General features: G+C 38.8%; 16 protein-coding genes. 2 read left to right on the top strand and 14 right to left on the bottom strand.

Annotation, left to right across the window (positions count from 1 at the left end; all coding sequences use genetic code 11):
- Positions 1 to 5: 5 nt before the first annotated feature.
- Together dnaX and OA91_RS15630 are read right to left on the bottom strand one after the other, a co-directional pair.
- Positions 6 to 2351: a DNA polymerase III subunit gamma/tau gene (gene dnaX / locus OA91_RS15635; RefSeq protein ID WP_063339506.1), complete on the bottom strand. Its 2346-nt coding sequence runs from the start codon at positions 2349 to 2351 to the stop codon at positions 6 to 8.
- 318 nt (positions 2352 to 2669) lie between these two features.
- Complete coding sequence (locus OA91_RS15630; RefSeq protein WP_063339507.1) at positions 2670 to 3617, bottom strand: GlxA family transcriptional regulator; 948 nt, start codon at positions 3615 to 3617, stop codon at positions 2670 to 2672.
- A gap of 110 nt (positions 3618 to 3727) precedes the next feature.
- Between OA91_RS15630 and OA91_RS15625 the strand changes: the two genes are divergently transcribed.
- Complete coding sequence (locus tag OA91_RS15625; RefSeq protein WP_063339508.1) at positions 3728 to 4195, top strand: nuclear transport factor 2 family protein; 468 nt, start codon at positions 3728 to 3730, stop codon at positions 4193 to 4195.
- Positions 4196 to 4281: 86 nt separating this feature from the next.
- Here OA91_RS15625 and OA91_RS15620 read toward each other — a convergent pair whose 3' ends face one another.
- From OA91_RS15620 to OA91_RS15595, 6 genes are all read right to left on the bottom strand, one after another.
- Positions 4282 to 5457, bottom strand: a complete 1176-nt coding sequence (locus OA91_RS15620) for a hypothetical protein (RefSeq protein ID WP_082827970.1) — start codon at positions 5455 to 5457, stop codon at positions 4282 to 4284.
- A 170-nt stretch (positions 5458 to 5627) separates the two neighbouring features.
- Complete coding sequence (locus OA91_RS15615; protein WP_269447912.1) at positions 5628 to 7277, bottom strand: electron transfer flavoprotein-ubiquinone oxidoreductase; 1650 nt, start codon at positions 7275 to 7277, stop codon at positions 5628 to 5630.
- Positions 7278 to 7379: 102 nt separating this feature from the next.
- On the bottom strand, positions 7380 to 9143 hold the full coding sequence (locus OA91_RS15610) for an acyl-CoA dehydrogenase family protein (protein ID WP_082827969.1): 1764 nt from the start codon (positions 9141 to 9143) through the stop codon (positions 7380 to 7382).
- Positions 9144 to 9310: 167 nt separating this feature from the next.
- Entirely contained in the window at positions 9311 to 10384 is a 1074-nt protein-coding gene (locus OA91_RS15605) for an AraC family transcriptional regulator (protein WP_063339510.1), read from the bottom strand.
- A gap of 99 nt (positions 10385 to 10483) precedes the next feature.
- Positions 10484 to 10822, bottom strand: coding sequence for a hypothetical protein (locus OA91_RS15600; RefSeq protein ID WP_046018017.1), 339 nt, complete (start codon positions 10820 to 10822; stop codon positions 10484 to 10486).
- Positions 10823 to 10901: 79 nt separating this feature from the next.
- Entirely contained in the window at positions 10902 to 11330 is a 429-nt protein-coding gene (locus OA91_RS15595; RefSeq protein ID WP_063339511.1) for a cytochrome b562, read from the bottom strand.
- Between the two features lie 145 nt (positions 11331 to 11475).
- Here OA91_RS15595 and OA91_RS15590 point away from each other — a divergent pair, with 145 nt between their 5' ends.
- The gene (locus OA91_RS15590; protein ID WP_063339512.1) at positions 11476 to 11787 is read left to right on the top strand and encodes a hypothetical protein; all 312 of its coding nucleotides are present in this window, start codon (positions 11476 to 11478) and stop codon (positions 11785 to 11787) included.
- Positions 11788 to 11874: 87 nt separating this feature from the next.
- On the opposite strand, the gene OA91_RS15585 is transcribed toward OA91_RS15590, so the two are convergent.
- The 6 genes from OA91_RS15585 to pabC all read right to left on the bottom strand — a co-directional run bounded on the left by OA91_RS15585 (position 11875) and on the right by pabC (position 18856).
- On the bottom strand, positions 11875 to 14325 hold the full coding sequence (locus OA91_RS15585; protein ID WP_063339513.1) for a Lon protease family protein: 2451 nt from the start codon (positions 14323 to 14325) through the stop codon (positions 11875 to 11877).
- Positions 14326 to 14531: 206 nt separating this feature from the next.
- Positions 14532 to 15341 (bottom strand): TatD family hydrolase, encoded by an 810-nt coding sequence (locus tag OA91_RS15580; protein WP_063339514.1) that lies wholly within the window; start codon positions 15339 to 15341, stop codon positions 14532 to 14534.
- 2 nt (positions 15342 to 15343) lie between these two features.
- Complete coding sequence (locus OA91_RS15575) at positions 15344 to 16312, bottom strand: hypothetical protein (protein ID WP_063339515.1); 969 nt, start codon at positions 16310 to 16312, stop codon at positions 15344 to 15346.
- Positions 16309 to 16935, bottom strand: coding sequence for a dTMP kinase (tmk, locus tag OA91_RS15570; protein WP_063339516.1), 627 nt, complete (start codon positions 16933 to 16935; stop codon positions 16309 to 16311). The genes OA91_RS15575 and tmk overlap by 4 nt, the downstream gene beginning before the upstream one ends.
- A 38-nt stretch (positions 16936 to 16973) precedes the next feature.
- Positions 16974 to 18002, bottom strand: coding sequence for an endolytic transglycosylase MltG (mltG, locus tag OA91_RS15565; RefSeq protein ID WP_063339517.1), 1029 nt, complete (start codon positions 18000 to 18002; stop codon positions 16974 to 16976).
- Positions 18003 to 18025: 23 nt separating this feature from the next.
- A complete protein-coding gene (pabC, locus tag OA91_RS15560) occupies positions 18026 to 18856 on the bottom strand; it encodes an aminodeoxychorismate lyase (RefSeq protein ID WP_063339518.1) in 831 nt (276 codons plus the stop codon).
- Between the last annotated feature and the right edge of the window lie 98 nt (positions 18857 to 18954).

Genomic DNA, 18954 nt, shown 5'->3' with positions numbered 1-18954 from the left:
CTCCGTTAAGCTTTGATTTTTACACTGTCATAAATTAATTGCCCACCCATAGTACTCGAAAGAGCCATAACAATAGGATGAGCATTAAGATGGTCAATTGCTTCTTGCATCGCTTGAGCGCGTTTGCTTGCTGCAAATTCCTCCGCCGTCACACCTGAAACGTCTGCCACAGTATCTATAATCAGCGGCACGGTTTCATTAAAGTAATGACTAACGGCATCTTGAATTTGTTCGTATCTAACTTGGTTCAACATGTGGCCATACTCTAATGGCACTTCAAGTTTAACACCTTGCTCTCCTGCTTCTAACATACAGGAGTTCATTAAAATATTTTGCACCAATCCAGTTAAAGGTAAACGCGGTGCTATCAACCACCAAACTTGCATGGTCAATTCAGAAAAATGATTTAATGTCTCAATGTCCATTCCTAAAGCTGGCTGTACAATCACTTCTGCTTTAGTGAAAGACACATCTAACTGATTAGTCGCGATTGGCTTTTCTTCAATATCTAATTCAGCGTCCTCTTCAACTGAGTTCGGTATTGTAATAGCTTCAGATTGCATGACGGCAACTAACTCAGCCGAACGATCAAAAACAGCCTCACCTATCTCTTCAATTTCATCGTCGTCATTTTCATCTTCCTCTACTAAGACACTTTCTTTTGTAGAAGATTCCGCTGCTGACTGACTTTGCGCCTCTTGTATTGGCTCAACTTCACCAATAGCGTCTTTTTCAGTGTCAACATCATTAACCAAACGACTTATGTCAGCCATTTTTGCTGTTGCTTCAGCATCATTTAATGGCTTTGGTTTTTCATCTGGTTCAAAAGGAGGCGTTTGCTCATTAGTTCTTGAGTCAGTAACTTTTTGCGCATTCAATTCAACTTTTTCTTCTGTTGAAATATTGCTATTTACTTGTTCTGAACTCTCTTTATTCACATGGTCATCCTGATCCTTATTAAGGGATTGAGATTCACCAATATTTGAGGCGAGTTCGACAGCATCAGTCACTTCATGCTTAATATCTTCGTTTAAAGACGCACTCTGTAAACTCGTATCTAGAGACTGAGTATCCTCAATAGAAATATTTTGTGGCAGACTTACTTGACTAGATTGAGAATCATTAGATGTTTCTTGAATCTGGGGTTTAGCGTTACTAGCCGTTAATGGTGCAGCTGTCTCTTGCGTAACTACAGGGTTACTCACAACTCCAGTTTCTGCCTGAATTTGTTCAGCAACAGGCACAGAGGAAAGAGCAACACTAGCAGCAGGACGAAAGGCAATAAGCCTTAATAGCAGCATTTCAAAACCAGCTTTAGGTGAATGTGCTAAAGGTAAGTCACGTTTGCCTATTAGTAAGGTTTGATAAAAAAGTTGAATCGTTTCACTCGATACCTGCTGAGCAATCATTTTAACACTTGCCAAGTCACCTAACTGATCCTCTAAAGCGTTTGGCACTTGTTGCTCGATGGCAATACGATGTAAAAGGTCAAGTAATGAAGCGCAAATGGCTATGAAATCAGGTTGATATTCCGCCAATTCATTTATTAATGTTAATAATTTTGCCGCATCGCTTTGCACTACCGTTTCCAATAGTTTTACAACTTGAGCTTGATTAACTAACCCAAGCATGGAAGTCACATCAGATTCACTAATGTGGCCATTACCAAAGGCAATAGCTTGGTCAGTCAAACTTAAGGCGTCACGCATACTTCCATTAGCAGCTTGACCAATTTGCCATAACCCAGCCTCATCATAGCTAAGTTGCTCGGTCGTTAGGATTTTCTCTAAGTAGCTAACAACACGCCCAGGGGACATGTTTTTCAAATTAAACTGCAGACATCGAGATAAAATAGTAACAGGTAGTTTTTGAGGATCAGTCGTTGCTAACAGGAATTTCACATGAGCAGGCGGTTCTTCAAGCGTTTTTAATAAAGCGTTAAAGGAGTGAGTCGACAACATGTGCACTTCATCGATTAGATAAACCTTAAAGCGCCCTCGAGTCGGAGTATATTGTACGTTTTCTAATAACTCCCGAGTGTCTTCAACCTTTGTTCGAGAGGCCGCATCGACTTCAATTAAGTCAACAAACCTTCCTTCAGCTATTTCGACACAACTGCCACATGCGCCACAAGGCTCAGGAGAAATACCATTCGTTTCGCAGTTTAAGCATTTTGCAAAAATACGCGCTATTGTGGTTTTACCGACACCTCGTGTGCCTGTAAACAAATAAGCGTGATGAAGCCTCTGTTGCTTAAGCGCATTAACCAGAGCTTGAAGAACATGATCTTGACCTGCAAGTTCAATAAAGTTTTGTGGACGCCATTTACGTGCTAATACTTGATAACTCATGATCCATGCTAGCTAATTTTACGCGGATCTTCATTGTACGGTAGTCAGACTGATGGGCCAACACTTTAGCTAACTAAATTGTTGAAACTTAATAATATTCAACTATTTGAACAATAAACAACCAAGCTTAACAATATCAATAATCACGACTAAATCCAAGCTATGGCAGTGTATCTAGCAATTCGCTCACTTCACATTCAAAATGAAAATTAGACAGCTAACTTTAAAGAAGGCTTGAGTTAATTTTCAACTACCCTATTTATTAAAAACAAACGTCAGTTCGCCATCACATCAAAATTCAATCCATACCATATATTTTTAAGTAAAAGTTTGACGATACTGACTAGGGCTTATACTCGTATGCCGTTTGAATAACATTCTAAAAAACCGTACATCTTGATAACCAACGGCATCACTCACTTTCTCCACACTCCAACTAGTTTCAAGTAAATAATCCTTCGCTAATTCAACTCTCATATATTGCACATAAATAAGCGGCGCCATACCGACAGCAGTTACAAATTTTCGCTTTATTTGTCTTTCACTTAAAAAGACTTTTTTAGCAAGTACATCCAACTTGAAAGACTCGGCTAGGTGATCTTGAATCCAGTCTTGTAACATATGCACCTGTTCATCCAAATGCCTTCTTACCTTATCTGGCGTTCGGTACATTTGCTGGCTTTTACGAGTAAAATCTAACATTAGCAATTTAGCGCACTTAACTTTAATTTCCTTACCAAAGTGATCCCCTATCATATTTAAAATAAGATCTTGATAAGCATTAGCCCCACCACTACTAAACAGTCTTCCTTGCTGACAAATCACCTTATTACTTTGCAACAAAACATTAGGGTATTTTTTGATAAATACATCATCATATTGCCAATGAGTTGTTGCAGCCTTTCCGTCCAAAAGGCCTGTCTCAGCCAATAGAAACGCCCCTGTACACAAACTAATTAACCTGCTGCCTCGTTCATAATGCTCTTTTAACCAAGCAATCAATGATGGCTCAAACTTTAACGTATCTGAATTTATTCGCCCAAGTGGTGCCAGAATAACATAGTCGCTTTTATCAATTTCTTTATAGCTTTTAGTCACCTTAAATTCAAAATCGCTCGTAGCTTGTAAAATATGCTCCGCCGCGACGATTTCCAACTCCATTTTATATTCATTATCTACCAAGCTATTCGCCAGCATGAGCATTTCATATGGACCAAGAACACTTGAAATAGGAGAACCTTCACTAACCAAAATATTACATTTCATCCGATACCCCTAAATTTGTCCCAATCACCTACCTAGGTTAGCATTAATACCACTTACTCAATACTAAAAGCTCCCTTAAAATAGGATGAAATGGATTAAGGAAAAGAAAAATGTCACAGAATAAACATACACTTATCGCATTTTACCAAGCCTTCCAAAAACTGGACTATCAAACCATGGCATCTTGCTACCATGAAAAAGCAGAATTTAAAGACGAGGTATTTGACCTTAAAGGACAAGAGATTAATGCTATGTGGCACATGCTGTGTGATAAAGCGACCGACTTCTCACTGAGCTTTGATATCGAGGAATCAAGCAGTGAACTCAAAGTAAACTGGCAAGCCAACTACCTATTTAGCCAAACAGGTCGGCCAGTAGAAAACAAGATCACGGCAAGCTTTAAATTTAAAGATGGTAAAATCATCAAACACACGGATGAGTTTGATTTCTGGCGTTGGTCCAGACAAGCCCTTGGAGTTCCCGGGTACCTTATGGGATGGTCATCCATGCTAAGGTCTAAAGTTAGTCATATGGCAAATATGAACTTAATGAAATTTATTGAGAGCAGGTACGGCTAAGCTCTAAAAGTAAAAAAGCCTGATAAAGTATAAGTCGATAATTTATCAGGCTAAATTAGAACACTCTTTTACACTTTCAAAACAAATTACATAAGCGCTCTACCGTTATCACCTTGCTCATAAATCATCAGACTGACACGAGAAAGAACTTTAATGTCTTCCATGGTGATATTAAGTGACATTTCACTATTAGATATACGACCAACAATCCCTCTAATATAAGCTATATCATTCTTAGCCTTAGGTACTCGTGTCGTGATAAAAGTAAACCAAGCCTCATTCATATTTTTTAAAACTTTTTTTATCACCTCCTGATTCACAATAGTAAAAGGCTTATCAAGATTGCCACCATCACGCAGAATATCGTAAATAATATGCCCCTTCTTTTTTGCCTTCATCATATTTTCAGTGTTTAGCTGCAACTCAGCGATATGACCATTACTCATCTGCAAAAAGAATTTGATATCTTTGTAACCCGCTGCCGTAGCACCACAATTATATTCTTCGTTTTTACTTGTTCCATATCTGTCTTTCATAACAGATTGCTTAGACTTAATAACTTGAAACTCATTTGTATTAAAAATCAGATTTTTAGCTTCAACCATATCGTCTAGATCTTTGAAGATAATCGTCATACGAGCAGCGTCTTTAAGGTCACCCATATCGTATTTACGCTTACGGTTTGTCACCTTATCTAACGCACCGTGGAAGTCTTTCAAACCGCCATAAGCACCAGGTGGCTGCTTAAGCGTTGCATTCTCAACCCCAACAACACTTTGAATTTCTTTAGAGTACTCAATCAACTCCATTTGTGCTGTTGCAATTTCTTCAAACATTAAAAACAACTGCTTACGCTTCAGTTGCGTATTAGCAATCTGATGCCTTGCTGCATTATCAATATTACCACTTTCCATTTTTGCTCGAGTACTCGCATCTAGGTAATTTGATAGGGAACCCTTCTTCGTCATGATATCGAGAATGACCTGATCTTGCTGTTTGTTAGCGTCATTTTTATAATCAAAAGTTTCGACCTTTTGTCTTAGAGCAGCAAGTTTTGGCTTTAAGCTGTCATTCTTCACCAACCGAAAACCTTGGGTTAATTTTCCTTGTTGGTTAATTTTTGCCATTACCGCAGCCTTTCTTTTTTTCACTAAGGCTTTTTCTTCTTCAATAGCATTTTTTTGATCTAACTGAACAACAAATTCGTTCAAGATCGCAAGCATTTCATCATCCATACCGGCATTAATTTGAGTATCTGGCATCATTCATGTCCTAATTTCTTAATTAGCGATAGGTAATTTTTAACATCATAATTAAGCAAAATCACTTAAATGGGCAAAAAACCAATTAAACTCCACAGGAAAAACACATTAACTCTATCTAAAACAAAAAAGGCGACCTCTCGGTCGCCTTTTTAATAACAAATTAACCTTTACATGTTTGGATAATTTGGTCCACCTGCACCTTCAGGCGTAACCCAAGTTATATTTTGGGCTGGATCCTTAATATCGCAGGTTTTACAGTGTAAACAGTTCTGAGAGTTAATTTGAAAGTTCTTCTCACCATCTTGCTCTAGAATCTCATAGACGCCAGCAGGACAATAGCGCTGCGCAGGTTCAGCAAACCTAGGTAAGTTTTGTGATAAAGGAACACTTTCATCTTTTAACTTCAAATGGCATGGCTGATCTTCCTCATGGTTAGTACTAGATAAAAACACAGAAGACAATTTATCAAAGCTAAGCTTGCCATCAGGTTTAGGATAATCAATCTCTGAATGTTTGCTAGCATCTTCCAAGGTCGCAAAATCAGGCACTTCATCTTTAAAGGTAAATGGTAGCTTTCCGGCAAAAATATTTTGATCAAACCAGTTATAGGTACCACCCAAGAAAGTACCTAACGTATGTAATACAGGCACAAAGTTCTTAGTTTGATTGAGCTCTTCATATACCCAAGACGCATTAAACTTCTCAACATAGGTATCTAGTTTGCGAGGTGCATCTTCCATTCCCAAAGCATCAAATATTGCTTCAGCTGCTAACATGCCGGACTTCATTGCCGTATGCGTACCCTTAATTTTACCAGGATTCAAAGTACCAGCATCACAACCGATTAACATACCACCTGGAAACACCATTTCAGGCAAGGACTGTAAACCACCTTTAGCAATTGCCCTCGCACCATAAGAAACACGTTTACCATTCTCTAAATGCTTAGCAATGACAGGGTGATGTTTGTAACGCTGGAATTCATCATAAGGGCTGATATACGGGTTGCTATAGTTAAGATCTACAATTAAACCGACAGCAATTTGATTATTTTCTAAGTGATAAAGGAAACCGCCTCCGCCAGCATCACCATCTAAAGGCCAACCTGCGGTATGAATTACAGTACCTGGCTTACTTTCTTCTGCTGGGACATCCCACAATTCTTTGATACCTAACCCATAATGCTGCGGAGAGACATCTTTATCTAAGTTAAAGTGAGCAACAAGCTCTTTACCTAGATGACCACGACACCCTTCAGAAAAGACAGTGTATTTAGCTTTCAAAATCATGCCAGGCATGAAACCGTCTTTTTCACTTCCATCTTCGGCAACACCCATGTCGCCAGTGATAATGCCTTCAACTTGGCCGTTATCATCTAAAACTAATTCAGCAGCACTGAAACCAGGGAAAATCTCCACTCCCATCTCTTCAGCTTGCTCAGCCAACCAGCGACATAAATTACCTAAACTTATGGCATAGTTACCATCATTATGTAATGTCTTAGGTATCATCCAGTTGGCAAATTTAATTCCTTTGGATTCATCTTTCAGCCAATGTAATTCGTCTACATTAACTTCTGCATGTAAAGGAGCACCCTTGTCTTTCCAATCAGGAAATAATTCATTTAACGCTTTTGGATCAATTACAGCACCAGAAAAGATATGAGCACCTATTTCAGAACCCTTTTCAACCAAACAAACACTTACTTCTTTGTCAGCTTGTTTAGCCAATTGCATGATGCGGCACGCAGTTGATAATCCTGCAGGACCACCACCAACAATAACGACATCAAACTCCATCTCATCACGTTCTATCATTTTCCCTCCAACAACAGGTGAAAACCTTTTTATTATTTTATTGTATTAATACGACTCATAATCAAAAAACACCCCTAGCTGCTGCCCAACTAGGGGGATACTTTATCGTTCGAAGCTTTGCGCTGATAAAGCAGAAACACTTTCCAAACCAGAAAGAATAGTTTGGTGTTGAGCATTCGCTCTAGGCAAAATTTGCTGAATATAAAACCCTACAGATTGATGCCAAGATGCTTTTTGTTCATCAGATAAGTTTGAATCAGGCAATTTAGCCAAGGCTTTAATCTGTAAACATGCACCAACAACATAGCCAGTTTGCATCATTAGGGCATAAGCCGAGCCAGTACCTAATACAGCATCTTCTTTCATTTGATTCAAACAAGTCTGTTTCGAAAGTGTTAACTCAGCGAGTGCAATTAACACTTTATCAGTACCCTTGATGCCTAAGCTTTTAGCCACTTGCACTTCTGCAGTAAGGTCTTCTATCCAGTTACTAAAACCTAAGCCCTTGTCAGAGTACATTTTTCTTCCGATTAAATCGAGAGCTTGGATACCATTTGTACCTTCATAAATAGGCAAAATTCGCGCATCTCTGGCATGCTGAGCTACGCCAGTTTCTTCAATGAAGCCAACACCACCATGAACCTGAATAGCTAAAGAGGTAATTTCTTGCGCTTGCTCTGTAATCCACCCCTTAACAATTGGGGTATACATGTTAACTCTTTCCTTGTGACTTCTTTGCTCCGGCCCTTCTGTAGAATTAGCCAAATCAATTTCTACTGCCGCACTTAGCACAAGAGATCTCATCGCATCTATTTGCGACTTCATTGTCATCAACATACGCAATACATCAGGGTGTTCAATGATAGGTGCTCTTTTGCTTCGATCAGCACTCATTCCTTGAACGCGCTCTTTTGCATAATCAAGTGCTTGTTGATACGCGCGCTCAGCAATAGCTAAACCTTGAAGCCCAACCCCCTGTCTAGCATTATTCATCATGGTAAACATAGCCATAATGCCTTGATGCTCTTGACCAACAAGGTAACCAATTGCGCCTTCATTTTCACCAAAGCTCATGACACATGTTGGAGAAGCATGTATACCAAGCTTTTTCTCAACAGAAACCACAGTTACATCATTACGATCGGCTAATGATCCATCATCATTCACTAAAAACTTAGGAACTAAAAATAAAGAGATACCCTTTACACCAGCTGGAGCGTCAGGTAAGCGAGCCAATACCAAATGAATGACATTATCTGTCATTTGATGGTCACCCCAAGTAATAAAGATTTTCTGTCCACTGATAAGGAAATGATCATCTTTAGGGACGGCTCGTGCAGCAATTGCAGCTAAGTCTGAGCCTGCATTGGGTTCAGTTAGGTTCATGGTACCAGTCCATTCACCACTGATCATATTGGGAAGATATTTATCTTTAAGGGATTGAGAACCGTGTGTTTCAATCGCTTCAATTGAACCTTGACTTAATAGTGGGCACAGGGAAAAGGCAAGGTTTGCAGACATAACACCTTCATTGACTGCCGCTGCTAATGAGAATGGTAGGCCTTGACCACCAAACTCTTCAGAACCAGCTAAAGATGACCAACCTCCTTCCACATACTCTCGAAAAGCCTCTTTAAAACCAGCAGCTTCTTGAACATCACCATTTACTACTTTTGACCCTTCTTGATCGCCAGCATGATTTAAAGGGGCAATACATTGCTCAGCAAGTTTTCCTGCTTCAGTTAGAATCGCCTCAACTAAATCGGCATCAACCTCTTCATCCCTGTGGGCGTTAAGTCGAGCCAAACCAGCAATTTCATTTAAGCTAAATAAAATGTCATTTAAAGGATAGCGGTACTCGCTCATTATTATTGTCTCCGAGTCTATTAACCGTTTATTAACTATTATCGATGTTTTATAGAATGGTCAAAAAAGCTCAAGCTCTCAATAACATTATTTCCCTATATTAATGACAAAACAGCTCACACAAAGATAAAAAAGAGGCTGAAAACACGTTTAAGAATATGATTTTGTTAGTTATTTTTTGACGAATCAGCTTTATCTAGCTTCATATACTCTTCGCTTTTTCTATATTCACCAGGCGTCATTCCTGTCCATTTTTTAAACGATCTAAAAAATGCTGAAGGCTCATCAAACCCCATAAGACTGGCAATGTCATTAATGCTTAATTGCGGTGCATTCATATAAGTGATTGCAGCCTCTTTACGGCATTCATCTTTTATTTTCTGATAAGAAGTATTTTCTTCTGTCAGGCGTCTACGCATGGTCGACACACTCATATTTAAGACACTTGCGACTTCTTCAGCGCTTGGCATTTCACGTGAGAAATCTTTACCTAACATAGCCATAACTTGAGACTTGAGGCTGTTGTCATTATCAACCATTACCAGAAGTTGATATGGCGCGGTTTTCAAAAAGCTTCTCAGACTATCATCTGTTTGCACAATCGGCATTTCGAGATAGCTTGCAGGAAAAATAATAGCATTGGCATGCTGATCGAATTTAACTTCAGACTGAAAAAGCGTTTTATAGTATTCAACATCCTGTGGTCTAGGTGTTGTGAAATAAGCAGCCTTTAATGACAGCCTTCTACCAATTAACCAACTTATAAAGTGGTGCCACATAGACAAAGTAGTACGAATAGTTTCGCTAGATTGAGTTTGGACTAAACTATCAATTTCAGTTTCTGATGAAGCGACCTGACCTAAAGTCACTTTGGCATAACGCCCTTTTTTTACTAAGGTAGGTTTTACTGTGGCGCCACGACATATTTCGTAGAAATCACCTATACGATATAAAGCGTGAGCTAGACTTCTAGCATGAATAATACAGTAGCACATCATCCTAAAAGTACCGTTTGGAATCTTACCACCAGCAAGCATACCAAAAGACTCATCTTGCATTAGCCACATCATACTCTGATATAACATACCGTATTTATAAGCAGGAAAGGTTTCCATTTGTGCAATGTCATTCACACTCACACCTAAGGATTCCAATAAGTTATCTGTTTCAACACCTTGGTCTTGGGCTGCTTGTAAAAGATAACGCACGCTGGCTATTGGAACACTCGCCTTTTCATTCATAAAAACACACTCTTTATTATTTCTATCTTCCATTTATGGGGTGCTATTTTACATAAAAAAAGGGCTACCGTGGCAGCCCTTTCAAAAAGTATTGAGCAATTATTCCAGCTCAGTAAACGCATCCATCAAATCATTAACTGAAAGCTCATTACTTTCTTCGTTTGATTTTTCCTGAACAGGCGTTTCTTGCTCAGTTTTTTTAGGAACATAAGTGAACCTACGAGGGCGAGGAGCTTGTACAGCCTCTTCCACCTCAGGTGCCAATCCTAAACGAACAAGCTTCTTTTGAGCCTGCTCTTTACGTAATTTGTTCTTTTTGCTATGAAATTTACTAACACCTTTAGATTTAAGCGCTTTTTTCTGCTCTTTCATCTGTTCTTTGGAGCCAGTTTTTCCCAATTTTCCGCGCATAGTACGCGATTTTTTTGTACGAGCCATGATGTCCTCACTTATTACCAGCGGGATTGTAACAGCCTTAACAGATTAGGTCACCAATCGAACTTAGAAAGCTCGATTATTAACAGTCACCATTAAATGCCCTATGCCCTTTTTTACGGCTTTTACCCACATCAGATAATAACCCTTTAACTGCAGCAGTATCATTTTGTGCAATTGCTGTTTCAATTCTCTTCATTTGACCAATCAATCTATCAATCCCCTTTTCATATTGAGATTGACGTAATTCAAGCTCATCTCCTTCTAAACCCTTTTCTCTAAATAGAAAGGGCTCTTCAGCACGAGATTTTCCTAATAAGTCTAGCATTACATCGAGTCTAGATGAGGCGGCAGATAAATTACCAGTCTTTACTTCAAATGAGAAAGACTTAAGCTCTGTCTTTAAATCATCCATATATCGATATAAATCTGTTTCTTCACAGCTACCTTGAGCAAAAGCAGAAGTAGAAATCAGACAAAGGCAGGTGACGGCAAACTGCTTAATTCTCACGTTACAAATTCCTGTAGATTTAAAGATTATTTTGCTAGAAGTATACAAGCTTAGACAAAGAAAATGAGGTCAAGCACGATATAAATCTAGATTGATATTAAGTAATTACATAAAATTGAGCTCTAAGCCCACAAATGGATCCCTTATGATACAAGCAAGAAGACTAAAACTCATACCCTTTGTTGGTATCGTTATGTTCAGTTTTGGTTATTCAACACCTAGCTTTGCCATTTGTGCTGATATTGACGCAATAACCGAAACTGACAAAGCCGCATTAGCCTATTTTAGACAAGCTGAAACCTTCCAAAGAGGAAAAGTACTAAAACGCCACTTGCCAAGCAATCGAAAAGAAACTGCCAGTTACATAAAAGACCAAGAAAAGTATTACACCTTCTTTGGCTTAGTCGAATTAGATTGCACAGTTAGAATAATGAAACGTACTCATGCAAGAAACTAAAAAGGCAATAAGCCCAACAACTTATTGCCTTTAATTCAATCAAACTCATTAGAGTCTTAACTAAAAATCTGAAATCTAACCTGATTTTTATTTTTTATCTAACTTTTCATTAGCTTTATTTTTGTCTTGTTTGCTATCGCCATCTTCCTCGTCTTCATCCTCATCATCACCAAGTTTTGACAAGGCCTCTAGCTTATCAATCACCATGGCATTAATTGTCCCTTCAGGATAAATCCCTTCCTCATCTGGCAAGCCTGGTTCAATGCCTGTAAGTATATGTAACGCTTCATCCGCTGTTTCTATGGCGTATACCGAGAATTTACCTTGTTCTACCGCATCACGAACATCGTCATTTAACATCAAATTATTAACATTTGATTTTGGTATTAATACACCTTGCGTACCAGTTAAACCTCGGGCATTACAAACATTAAAGAAGCCTTCAATTTTTTCATTTACGCCACCAATAGCTTGCACTTCTCCGTACTGATTCAAAGAACCTGTGATAGCAAGATCTTGACGCAATGGTAACTGCACCATAGCCGATAACAAACAACATAATTCAGCAGTAGAAGCACTATCACCATCTACATAACCATAACTCTGCTCCATTGCAATTGAAGCAGAAATATCTAGAGGGTATTTTTGAGCATATTTACTACCAAGATAACCTGATAAAATCAGAACACCTTTTGAGTGTATGTTTTGGCCTAAGTTTGATTCTCTTTCAATATCAACAATCCCTTTACCTCCAGGGTAAACAGTGGTTGATATTCTAGCTGGAGCCCCAAAACTACTATCGCCAATTTGCATAACAGTTAACGCATTGATTTTACCGATAGCCGTACCTTCACTATCCAATAAAACAGTACCCTCTAGAATTTCCTCAATGATTTTCTCACTGACACGCCCAGTTCTATGCATTTTAGCTTTAAGCGCGCGTTTAATGTGATCTGAGGCAGTAACTTCATCTCTTGCCATTTCACGGACAAAATCTGCCTCACCAAGTAATTCAAATACATCACCGATTTTTGCAACCATCTCCTTTTGATGCTCGGCAAGACGACTTGAATACTCAATCAGGCTTGCTACACCATCTCGACTCACGTCTGCATAACCTTCTTTTGCAATTCGGTCTTTCAATAGTCGAGCGAACGCATATTCAGTATCTGCATTACGTTTAAGGCTGTCATCAAAATCCACCAAGACCCTAAACATATCCTGAAAATCAGGGTCTAAATCCTGCAGTAAATAGTAGATTTCACGTGAACCTATCAATACCACTTTAACTTGAAGCGGTATTTCTTCAGGAACAAGCGTTGTGGTATTCATAAGCCCCATATCAGCATATGGCTGCTCAATTTTCAGGGTCTTAGATTTTAACGCACGCTTTAATGCCTCCCACAAATAATGATCAGCCATAAGCTTATCGGCATCAAGAATCAAATACCCGCCATTCGCTGCATGCAAACTACCAGATCGAATAAGTCTATAACTGGTAATTAGCAGACCTTGTTCACTACTATATTCAACTTGTCCAAATAAATTGCGGTAAGTCGGATGAGCCTCATAGACAACCGGCGTACCGCCATCCAGAGTATGAGTTACCACAATATTTGGCAGGTATAACTCTTCATAAACCTGACGACGACTGACTTCATCACGATTCTCGGATGCCTTATCATCTACCATTTGATCAATAAGGGTCTTATCTAAATCTTCACGCATTGCTTTAAGGTAAGCCGTTACAGCATCATTATCAGCGTACATTTCAAATAATGGCTGAATTAGTGTCTCAACTGATTCTTCTACTGTCGCAAGATTTAACAGCCTAATACTTTCGTAAGTTGTTCTTTTCCATTGAGGCAAACTAAGCAATTCGTCATTTAACAGCTTCTCAAGTTCAGAAACACCCTCTTGGAAGGCGTCACGCTCATCATCACTTAATGATGCAAATTCTGTATCCTCCATCGCCTTACCATCACGCATAGGCGCAAAACTAACGGAGCTTGCATCTCTAAACATGGCAACACCCATGCGCATTGAAGCCCTTTCAACTTTGGTTAATGCAGCTTCGTAAAGCTCGTTGAACTCTCTATCAATGGCACTTTTTTGCTGCTGATAGTTAGGATGTTCAAAGGCAGCAGGAAAGGTTGCCATGAGACCATCAATAAAGCCACGCAACTCTTGCTCAAAAACTTTAGCCTGACCAGGGTCAAAGCTCAGCGCTTTAGCAGATCTGTTATCTGAGAAATTATTTACATAAGTCCATTCATTTGGCGCAGCTTGTCTTTTAGCTTCGCTCTTGAGGTAGTTCGATACATATGATGAGCGCCCTGTACCAGACTCACCCATTGCATAAACGTTGTAACCAGGTCTACGCATAGCCACACCAAACTGTATTGCTTCTATGGCTCGCTCTTGACCCAAAATACCACTTAACGCATCCAACTCCTTTAAACTAGAAAAAGATAAATGATCATCTGGCACTTTAGCGCTCAGAGACGAAAGAGGTAGTGGACTGACTATTTTGGACATGAAACACCTTCCTAATAACAACAAACATATCGCTCACCAACGAGTTCATACGCTGGCGTTATACCTAAAGACTATCATTCTTTTTTAAAACAGCGAGCGAAAAGTCCATTTAAATTTGTATTTTTTGTTTTTAAATCAATCAATTCGGTAAAGAAAATTTAAAATAGTGAATTGAATGAGGCTAGAATTTGAGTGAAAAAGAATGACTAATCCTGATTCAATATGAGCTGATTACTGGGCTGAACCTTATTAAACTTTTGATGAAAGTTTTCAGCAGTCTGCTCAAGCACAGCCTCATAACGCAGACCTTTTACATCAGCAACAAGCTGAGCCACCTGAGCGACATATTTAGGCTCATTTTTCTTACCTCGATGAGGTACTGGCGCCAAATAAGGGGAATCAGTCTCAACCAATAAAGAACTTAATGGTAGCTTCTTAATCACATCCCTAAGTTCATTTGCCGTTTTAAAGGTCGCGATACCAGAAATAGATATTAAATAGTTCTCATCTAATGCTGCTGCAGCCATCTCATATGACTCAGTAAAACAATGTAGAACACCACCAACATCAATATTGCCATGCTGACGAATTAAACTCATTGTTTCTTCTCTAGCATCACGGGTGTGAATAACAACAGGTAGGCTTGTTTCTTTTGCAGCCTCTAAATGTAAAGCAAAACTAGTTACCTGCTTATCGTGTAAAGCTTTAGATTTTTCATAATAAAAATCTAACCCCGTCTCACCAACAGCAACAACTTTCTCATGAGATAAAAGCTTAATTAATTCGTCAATTTGAGTAATCAAACCTCCTGCATGCAAAGGATGAACACCAACACTTGCATAAACACCAGCATATTCTGTGTAGGACAATATTTGGTCAACTTCACTTAAGTCGACACATATACTCATTATTTGCTTAACACCGGTCTCACAGGCAGAGTCTAATGCAAGTTTCAAATCATTATTGTAAGGCGATAAATCAAGTTTATCTAAGTGACAGTGGGTATCGATTAACATAATTAAGAAAGCCAATAAATAAGCTCAGATTTAAGTTGTATCTGAAGGTTTAAATTTGTTTTATGCGTTTTATCATTTAAGCTTTGCAAACGCGCAAAGCAATCCATCAATTTATGAATACCTAAACGACCAAGCAATGCATCCATACAAGCTTGTATTTGATCTTGATTTGGTACCTGAGCACCTGTTGAATAGCAAATGCATTGATGAAATAAAGCGGAAAATGCAGTGAGAAAGTCAGCACTATTTTTAGCATCCAATTTACTTAACACAAGATCAGCGCTCATCTCACCTTTAAGGTATTGCGCTAAGTTATTTGGAATATCTTTATAGAGTAAGCTCTTGCCAGATTTTGCTAATTGAAACAAAGTAAATGGCTGCTGAGTTACCCAGCGAATTGCAGTTACATCGTCTTCTAACTCAAGTGTTTCAAGCCAATTATCACTTTGCTCATTACTCGGTTCAGGAAGATTAATAAGCAAACATCTAGATCTAACCGTTGCAATTAATTGACTTGTAGCATCCGCAGTCAAAATAAAGAAAGTGCCAGCGGGCGGCTCTTCCAAGGCTTTAAGCACAGCGTTAGCTGCATTGATATTCATGCTTGATGCTTGTGCTAAAATCACAACTTTAGCATGACTCACTTGAGGGCTGGTCGCAACTTTCGCAATAATTTTACGAATATCATCCACTTTAATCACACCATCGCATCCGTCTAAGAAATGATAGTCTGGATGAGTAGCTGATTGATTCAATCGACATGAATGACACTCACCACAAGCTTTGGTTAAGTGTTTTTGATCGCATAAAAGATCAAAGGCAAGTTGACTAGCAAGTACATGCTGACCACCACCATCTTTACCCATCAACAACAAGGCATGCGATAAGGCTTGTTTAGACTTCAACTCACCAATTTCTTGCTTACTCGATAGCAACCAGGCAGGCAAACTTGCAGTAGCTAAATCATTCAAAATGAAGCCTTTAACTGCTCAAGCTGTGCTTTAACATCTTGATTCACTTGCTCAATAGATTGTGCAGCGTCAATCAAGTAATAATGATCATTTGTTTTTAGCCTTTGTAGAAATGCTTCTCTCACCATTTGGTGAAAAGCAATAGGTTCGTCATCAAGACGATCGGACTGAGCTCGCTTAACAACACGACTTAGGCCTATTTCTACAGGCACATCAAATAACAAGGTCCTATCGGGCTTACAGTTTTGTAAAACCCATGCTGCTAACTGATCGATTTTTGCAAGATCACCACCTCTCGCAGCACCTTGATAGACATAAGATGAATCAACAAAACGATCAGAAATAACCCACTTTCCTGCTTCAATAGCAGGTTTGATCTTTTCATTAATATGCTGGCTTCTTGCCGCAAACATTAATAGTAGCTCTGTCTCATCGTGCACAGTTTCCTCTCGATGAGAAAGGATTAAACTACGAATCTCTTCTGCTAAAGGGGTACCACCAGGCTCACGAGTAACAATGTACTCAATATTATTTTCATCAAGCCAAGTTTTAATAAAATCTATACACGTTGATTTTCCACTTCCTTCCCCGCCTTCGAGGGTTATAAACTTACCTTTTCTCATCTCACCTTCTTGTAATCTTAATATCGATTAACCTGCCACTAATTACCTTGGCTAGGTTTTGACTGATAATCTTTGCGTCGTTGAAAACGCTGGTATTTGGCAACAGCGGCATTATGCTGCTTTAACGTATTTGAAAAGGTATGTGTACCATCACCTTTAGCGACAAAATATAAAGCCTTAGTCACTTCAGGATTAAGCGCCGCTTTAATCGCTTCCTCTCCTACATTCGCAATAGGAGTCGGAGGCAGCCCATAAATTCGGTAAGTATTATAAGGGGTATTTTGCTTTAAATGTTTGCGACGAATATTTCCATCGTAGCTATCGCCCATACCATAAATAACCGTCGGGTCAGTTTGTAATCTCATTTTACGATTTAATCGATTTACAAAAACGCCAGCAATCCGCGCCCTCTCTTCTTTAGCACCCGTTTCCTTTTCAACAATAGAAGCCATTATCAAAGATTCTTGTGCATTTTTATAGGGCAATTTCTTATCATGTTCTGTCCAATATTTATCAAGAACCTGTTTCAGCTTCTTATTGGCCTGCAACAAAATAGAGGCATCTGTATCCCCCTCAGAATAAGTGTAAGTATTAGCAAAAAACTGACCTTCAGCGTGCTTAACATTTAAAGAAAGCATATTCGCTATTTCAAGATTAGATAAGCCTTCCAGTGTCATCTTAATATTACCTTTCTTAGACATAGCTTGAACGTAATCTTGCGTTGTTTTTCCTTCAACTAAGGTAACCTGATATTGAATCGCCTTGCCTGAATCAAATAATGCTAAGGCAGTAAGAAGTGTCATACCAGGCTCAACTTGATACTTACCAACCTTTGGCACCCATTGTGGATTAAGCTTAAAAGCAACCCTAACAAGCAGAGGGTTAACTACCCATCCTCTATCCGCTAATTGTTGACCTATTTTTTGACCTGTTGCGCCAGTTGCAACAACAAAACTTTCCGGCTCTTGTAATTGCATAGGTTTAGTGAGATTTGTATAAACCACAGCGGCTAAAATTGCAGATAAAGTCACAAACAACAAAGCGGTACGCCAAAACCAGGTAAACATCTAGCAAGTAATCCTTCAAAAATTTAATTATGTATCAACAGCGCTTGAAGCCGTTTTATATTTTTACACTTTTCAAAAAAAACAGTTTCAGTACTTGTCTTGATTGAACATACAGGAACAATTGACATGAGACTGTTGCAAATAAAAACTTCATCTGCATCCAACAATTCGGCTAAGGTAAAACTACCAACATTTATTTGATAGCTTGCTAACGAGAAAATACTGGCTCGCAAAGTACCCTGCACGCCACTTTTATTTAAAATCGGTGTAAATAACGTCTCATTTTTAAACCAAAAAATATTGCTTTGAATACACTCAACAATGTATCCGTTATCATCTAACAAAACCGCTTCAAAAATATCCTCTGCATTTAGGTTCAATTGCGCTAAATTCTGCTTCGCGAGTACATTTTCTAACCGATTTAAATGTTTAAGCCCAGACAATGAAGAGTTCATTGAAGATTTGACATCAGAAACCGCTATATTGACACCTTTTAGCGCTAAAGGCTTATAGTCGGGGGCTGGCAATATACCAATAACCGTCGTTAAATTAGGCTCAACTGGCGGCATATAACCTCGCCCACCAGAACCACGACTTATAATTAGCTTAACGCAGACCAAACTTTGCGAAGGCGCACGCAGTTCGGCAAAATCAAAAGCATATTGAAGCTGATGTAAACTATACGGAATAGCAAGGCGTTGACAGCCTCTCAATAGACGTTCTTGATGAAAATGAGGTGTTAAGATTTTTCCATCTTTAAGCAAAAGCGTTTCAAATAAGCCGTCACCATAGGAAAAGCCTCTATCTGTTACAGCAATAGAATCAGATTCGACAAAATTGATAAACCAAGTCATAGCTTCCCACTTAGAGCAAATTTAATTATTGCTTACTTAGAAGATAAATTTAATGAGCTAGGTATTACATAGAAATGTGCATGAATATGCAAACAAAG

The organism is Marinomonas sp. SBI8L, from assembly GCF_001624705.1.
Lineage (GTDB): Bacteria > Pseudomonadota > Gammaproteobacteria > Pseudomonadales > Marinomonadaceae > Marinomonas.
This window is presented reverse-complemented; position numbering and strand designations above follow the sequence as displayed.

What these genes read in the sequence shown, in the direction of transcription:
- dnaX (WP_063339506.1), bottom strand. Translation starts at nt 2,351, where the DNA reads ATGAGTTATCAAGTATTAGCACGTAAATGGCGTCCACAAAACTTTATT.
- OA91_RS15630 (WP_063339507.1), bottom strand. Translation starts at nt 3,617, where the DNA reads ATGAAATGTAATATTTTGGTTAGTGAAGGTTCTCCTATTTCAAGTGTT.
- OA91_RS15625 (WP_063339508.1), top strand. Translation starts at nt 3,728, where the DNA reads ATGTCACAGAATAAACATACACTTATCGCATTTTACCAAGCCTTCCAA.
- OA91_RS15620 (WP_082827970.1), bottom strand. Translation starts at nt 5,457, where the DNA reads ATGCCAGATACTCAAATTAATGCCGGTATGGATGATGAAATGCTTGCG.
- OA91_RS15615 (WP_269447912.1), bottom strand. Translation starts at nt 7,277, where the DNA reads ATGATAGAACGTGATGAGATGGAGTTTGATGTCGTTATTGTTGGTGGT.
- OA91_RS15610 (WP_082827969.1), bottom strand. Translation starts at nt 9,143, where the DNA reads ATGAGCGAGTACCGCTATCCTTTAAATGACATTTTATTTAGCTTAAAT.
- OA91_RS15605 (WP_063339510.1), bottom strand. Translation starts at nt 10,384, where the DNA reads ATGAATGAAAAGGCGAGTGTTCCAATAGCCAGCGTGCGTTATCTTTTA.
- OA91_RS15600 (WP_046018017.1), bottom strand. Translation starts at nt 10,822, where the DNA reads ATGGCTCGTACAAAAAAATCGCGTACTATGCGCGGAAAATTGGGAAAA.
- OA91_RS15590 (WP_063339512.1), top strand. Translation starts at nt 11,476, where the DNA reads ATGATACAAGCAAGAAGACTAAAACTCATACCCTTTGTTGGTATCGTT.
- OA91_RS15585 (WP_063339513.1), bottom strand. Translation starts at nt 14,325, where the DNA reads ATGTCCAAAATAGTCAGTCCACTACCTCTTTCGTCTCTGAGCGCTAAA.
- OA91_RS15580 (WP_063339514.1), bottom strand. Translation starts at nt 15,341, where the DNA reads ATGTTAATCGATACCCACTGTCACTTAGATAAACTTGATTTATCGCCT.
- tmk (WP_063339516.1), bottom strand. Translation starts at nt 16,935, where the DNA reads ATGAGAAAAGGTAAGTTTATAACCCTCGAAGGCGGGGAAGGAAGTGGA.
- mltG (WP_063339517.1), bottom strand. Translation starts at nt 18,002, where the DNA reads ATGTTTACCTGGTTTTGGCGTACCGCTTTGTTGTTTGTGACTTTATCT.
- pabC (WP_063339518.1), bottom strand. Translation starts at nt 18,856, where the DNA reads ATGACTTGGTTTATCAATTTTGTCGAATCTGATTCTATTGCTGTAACA.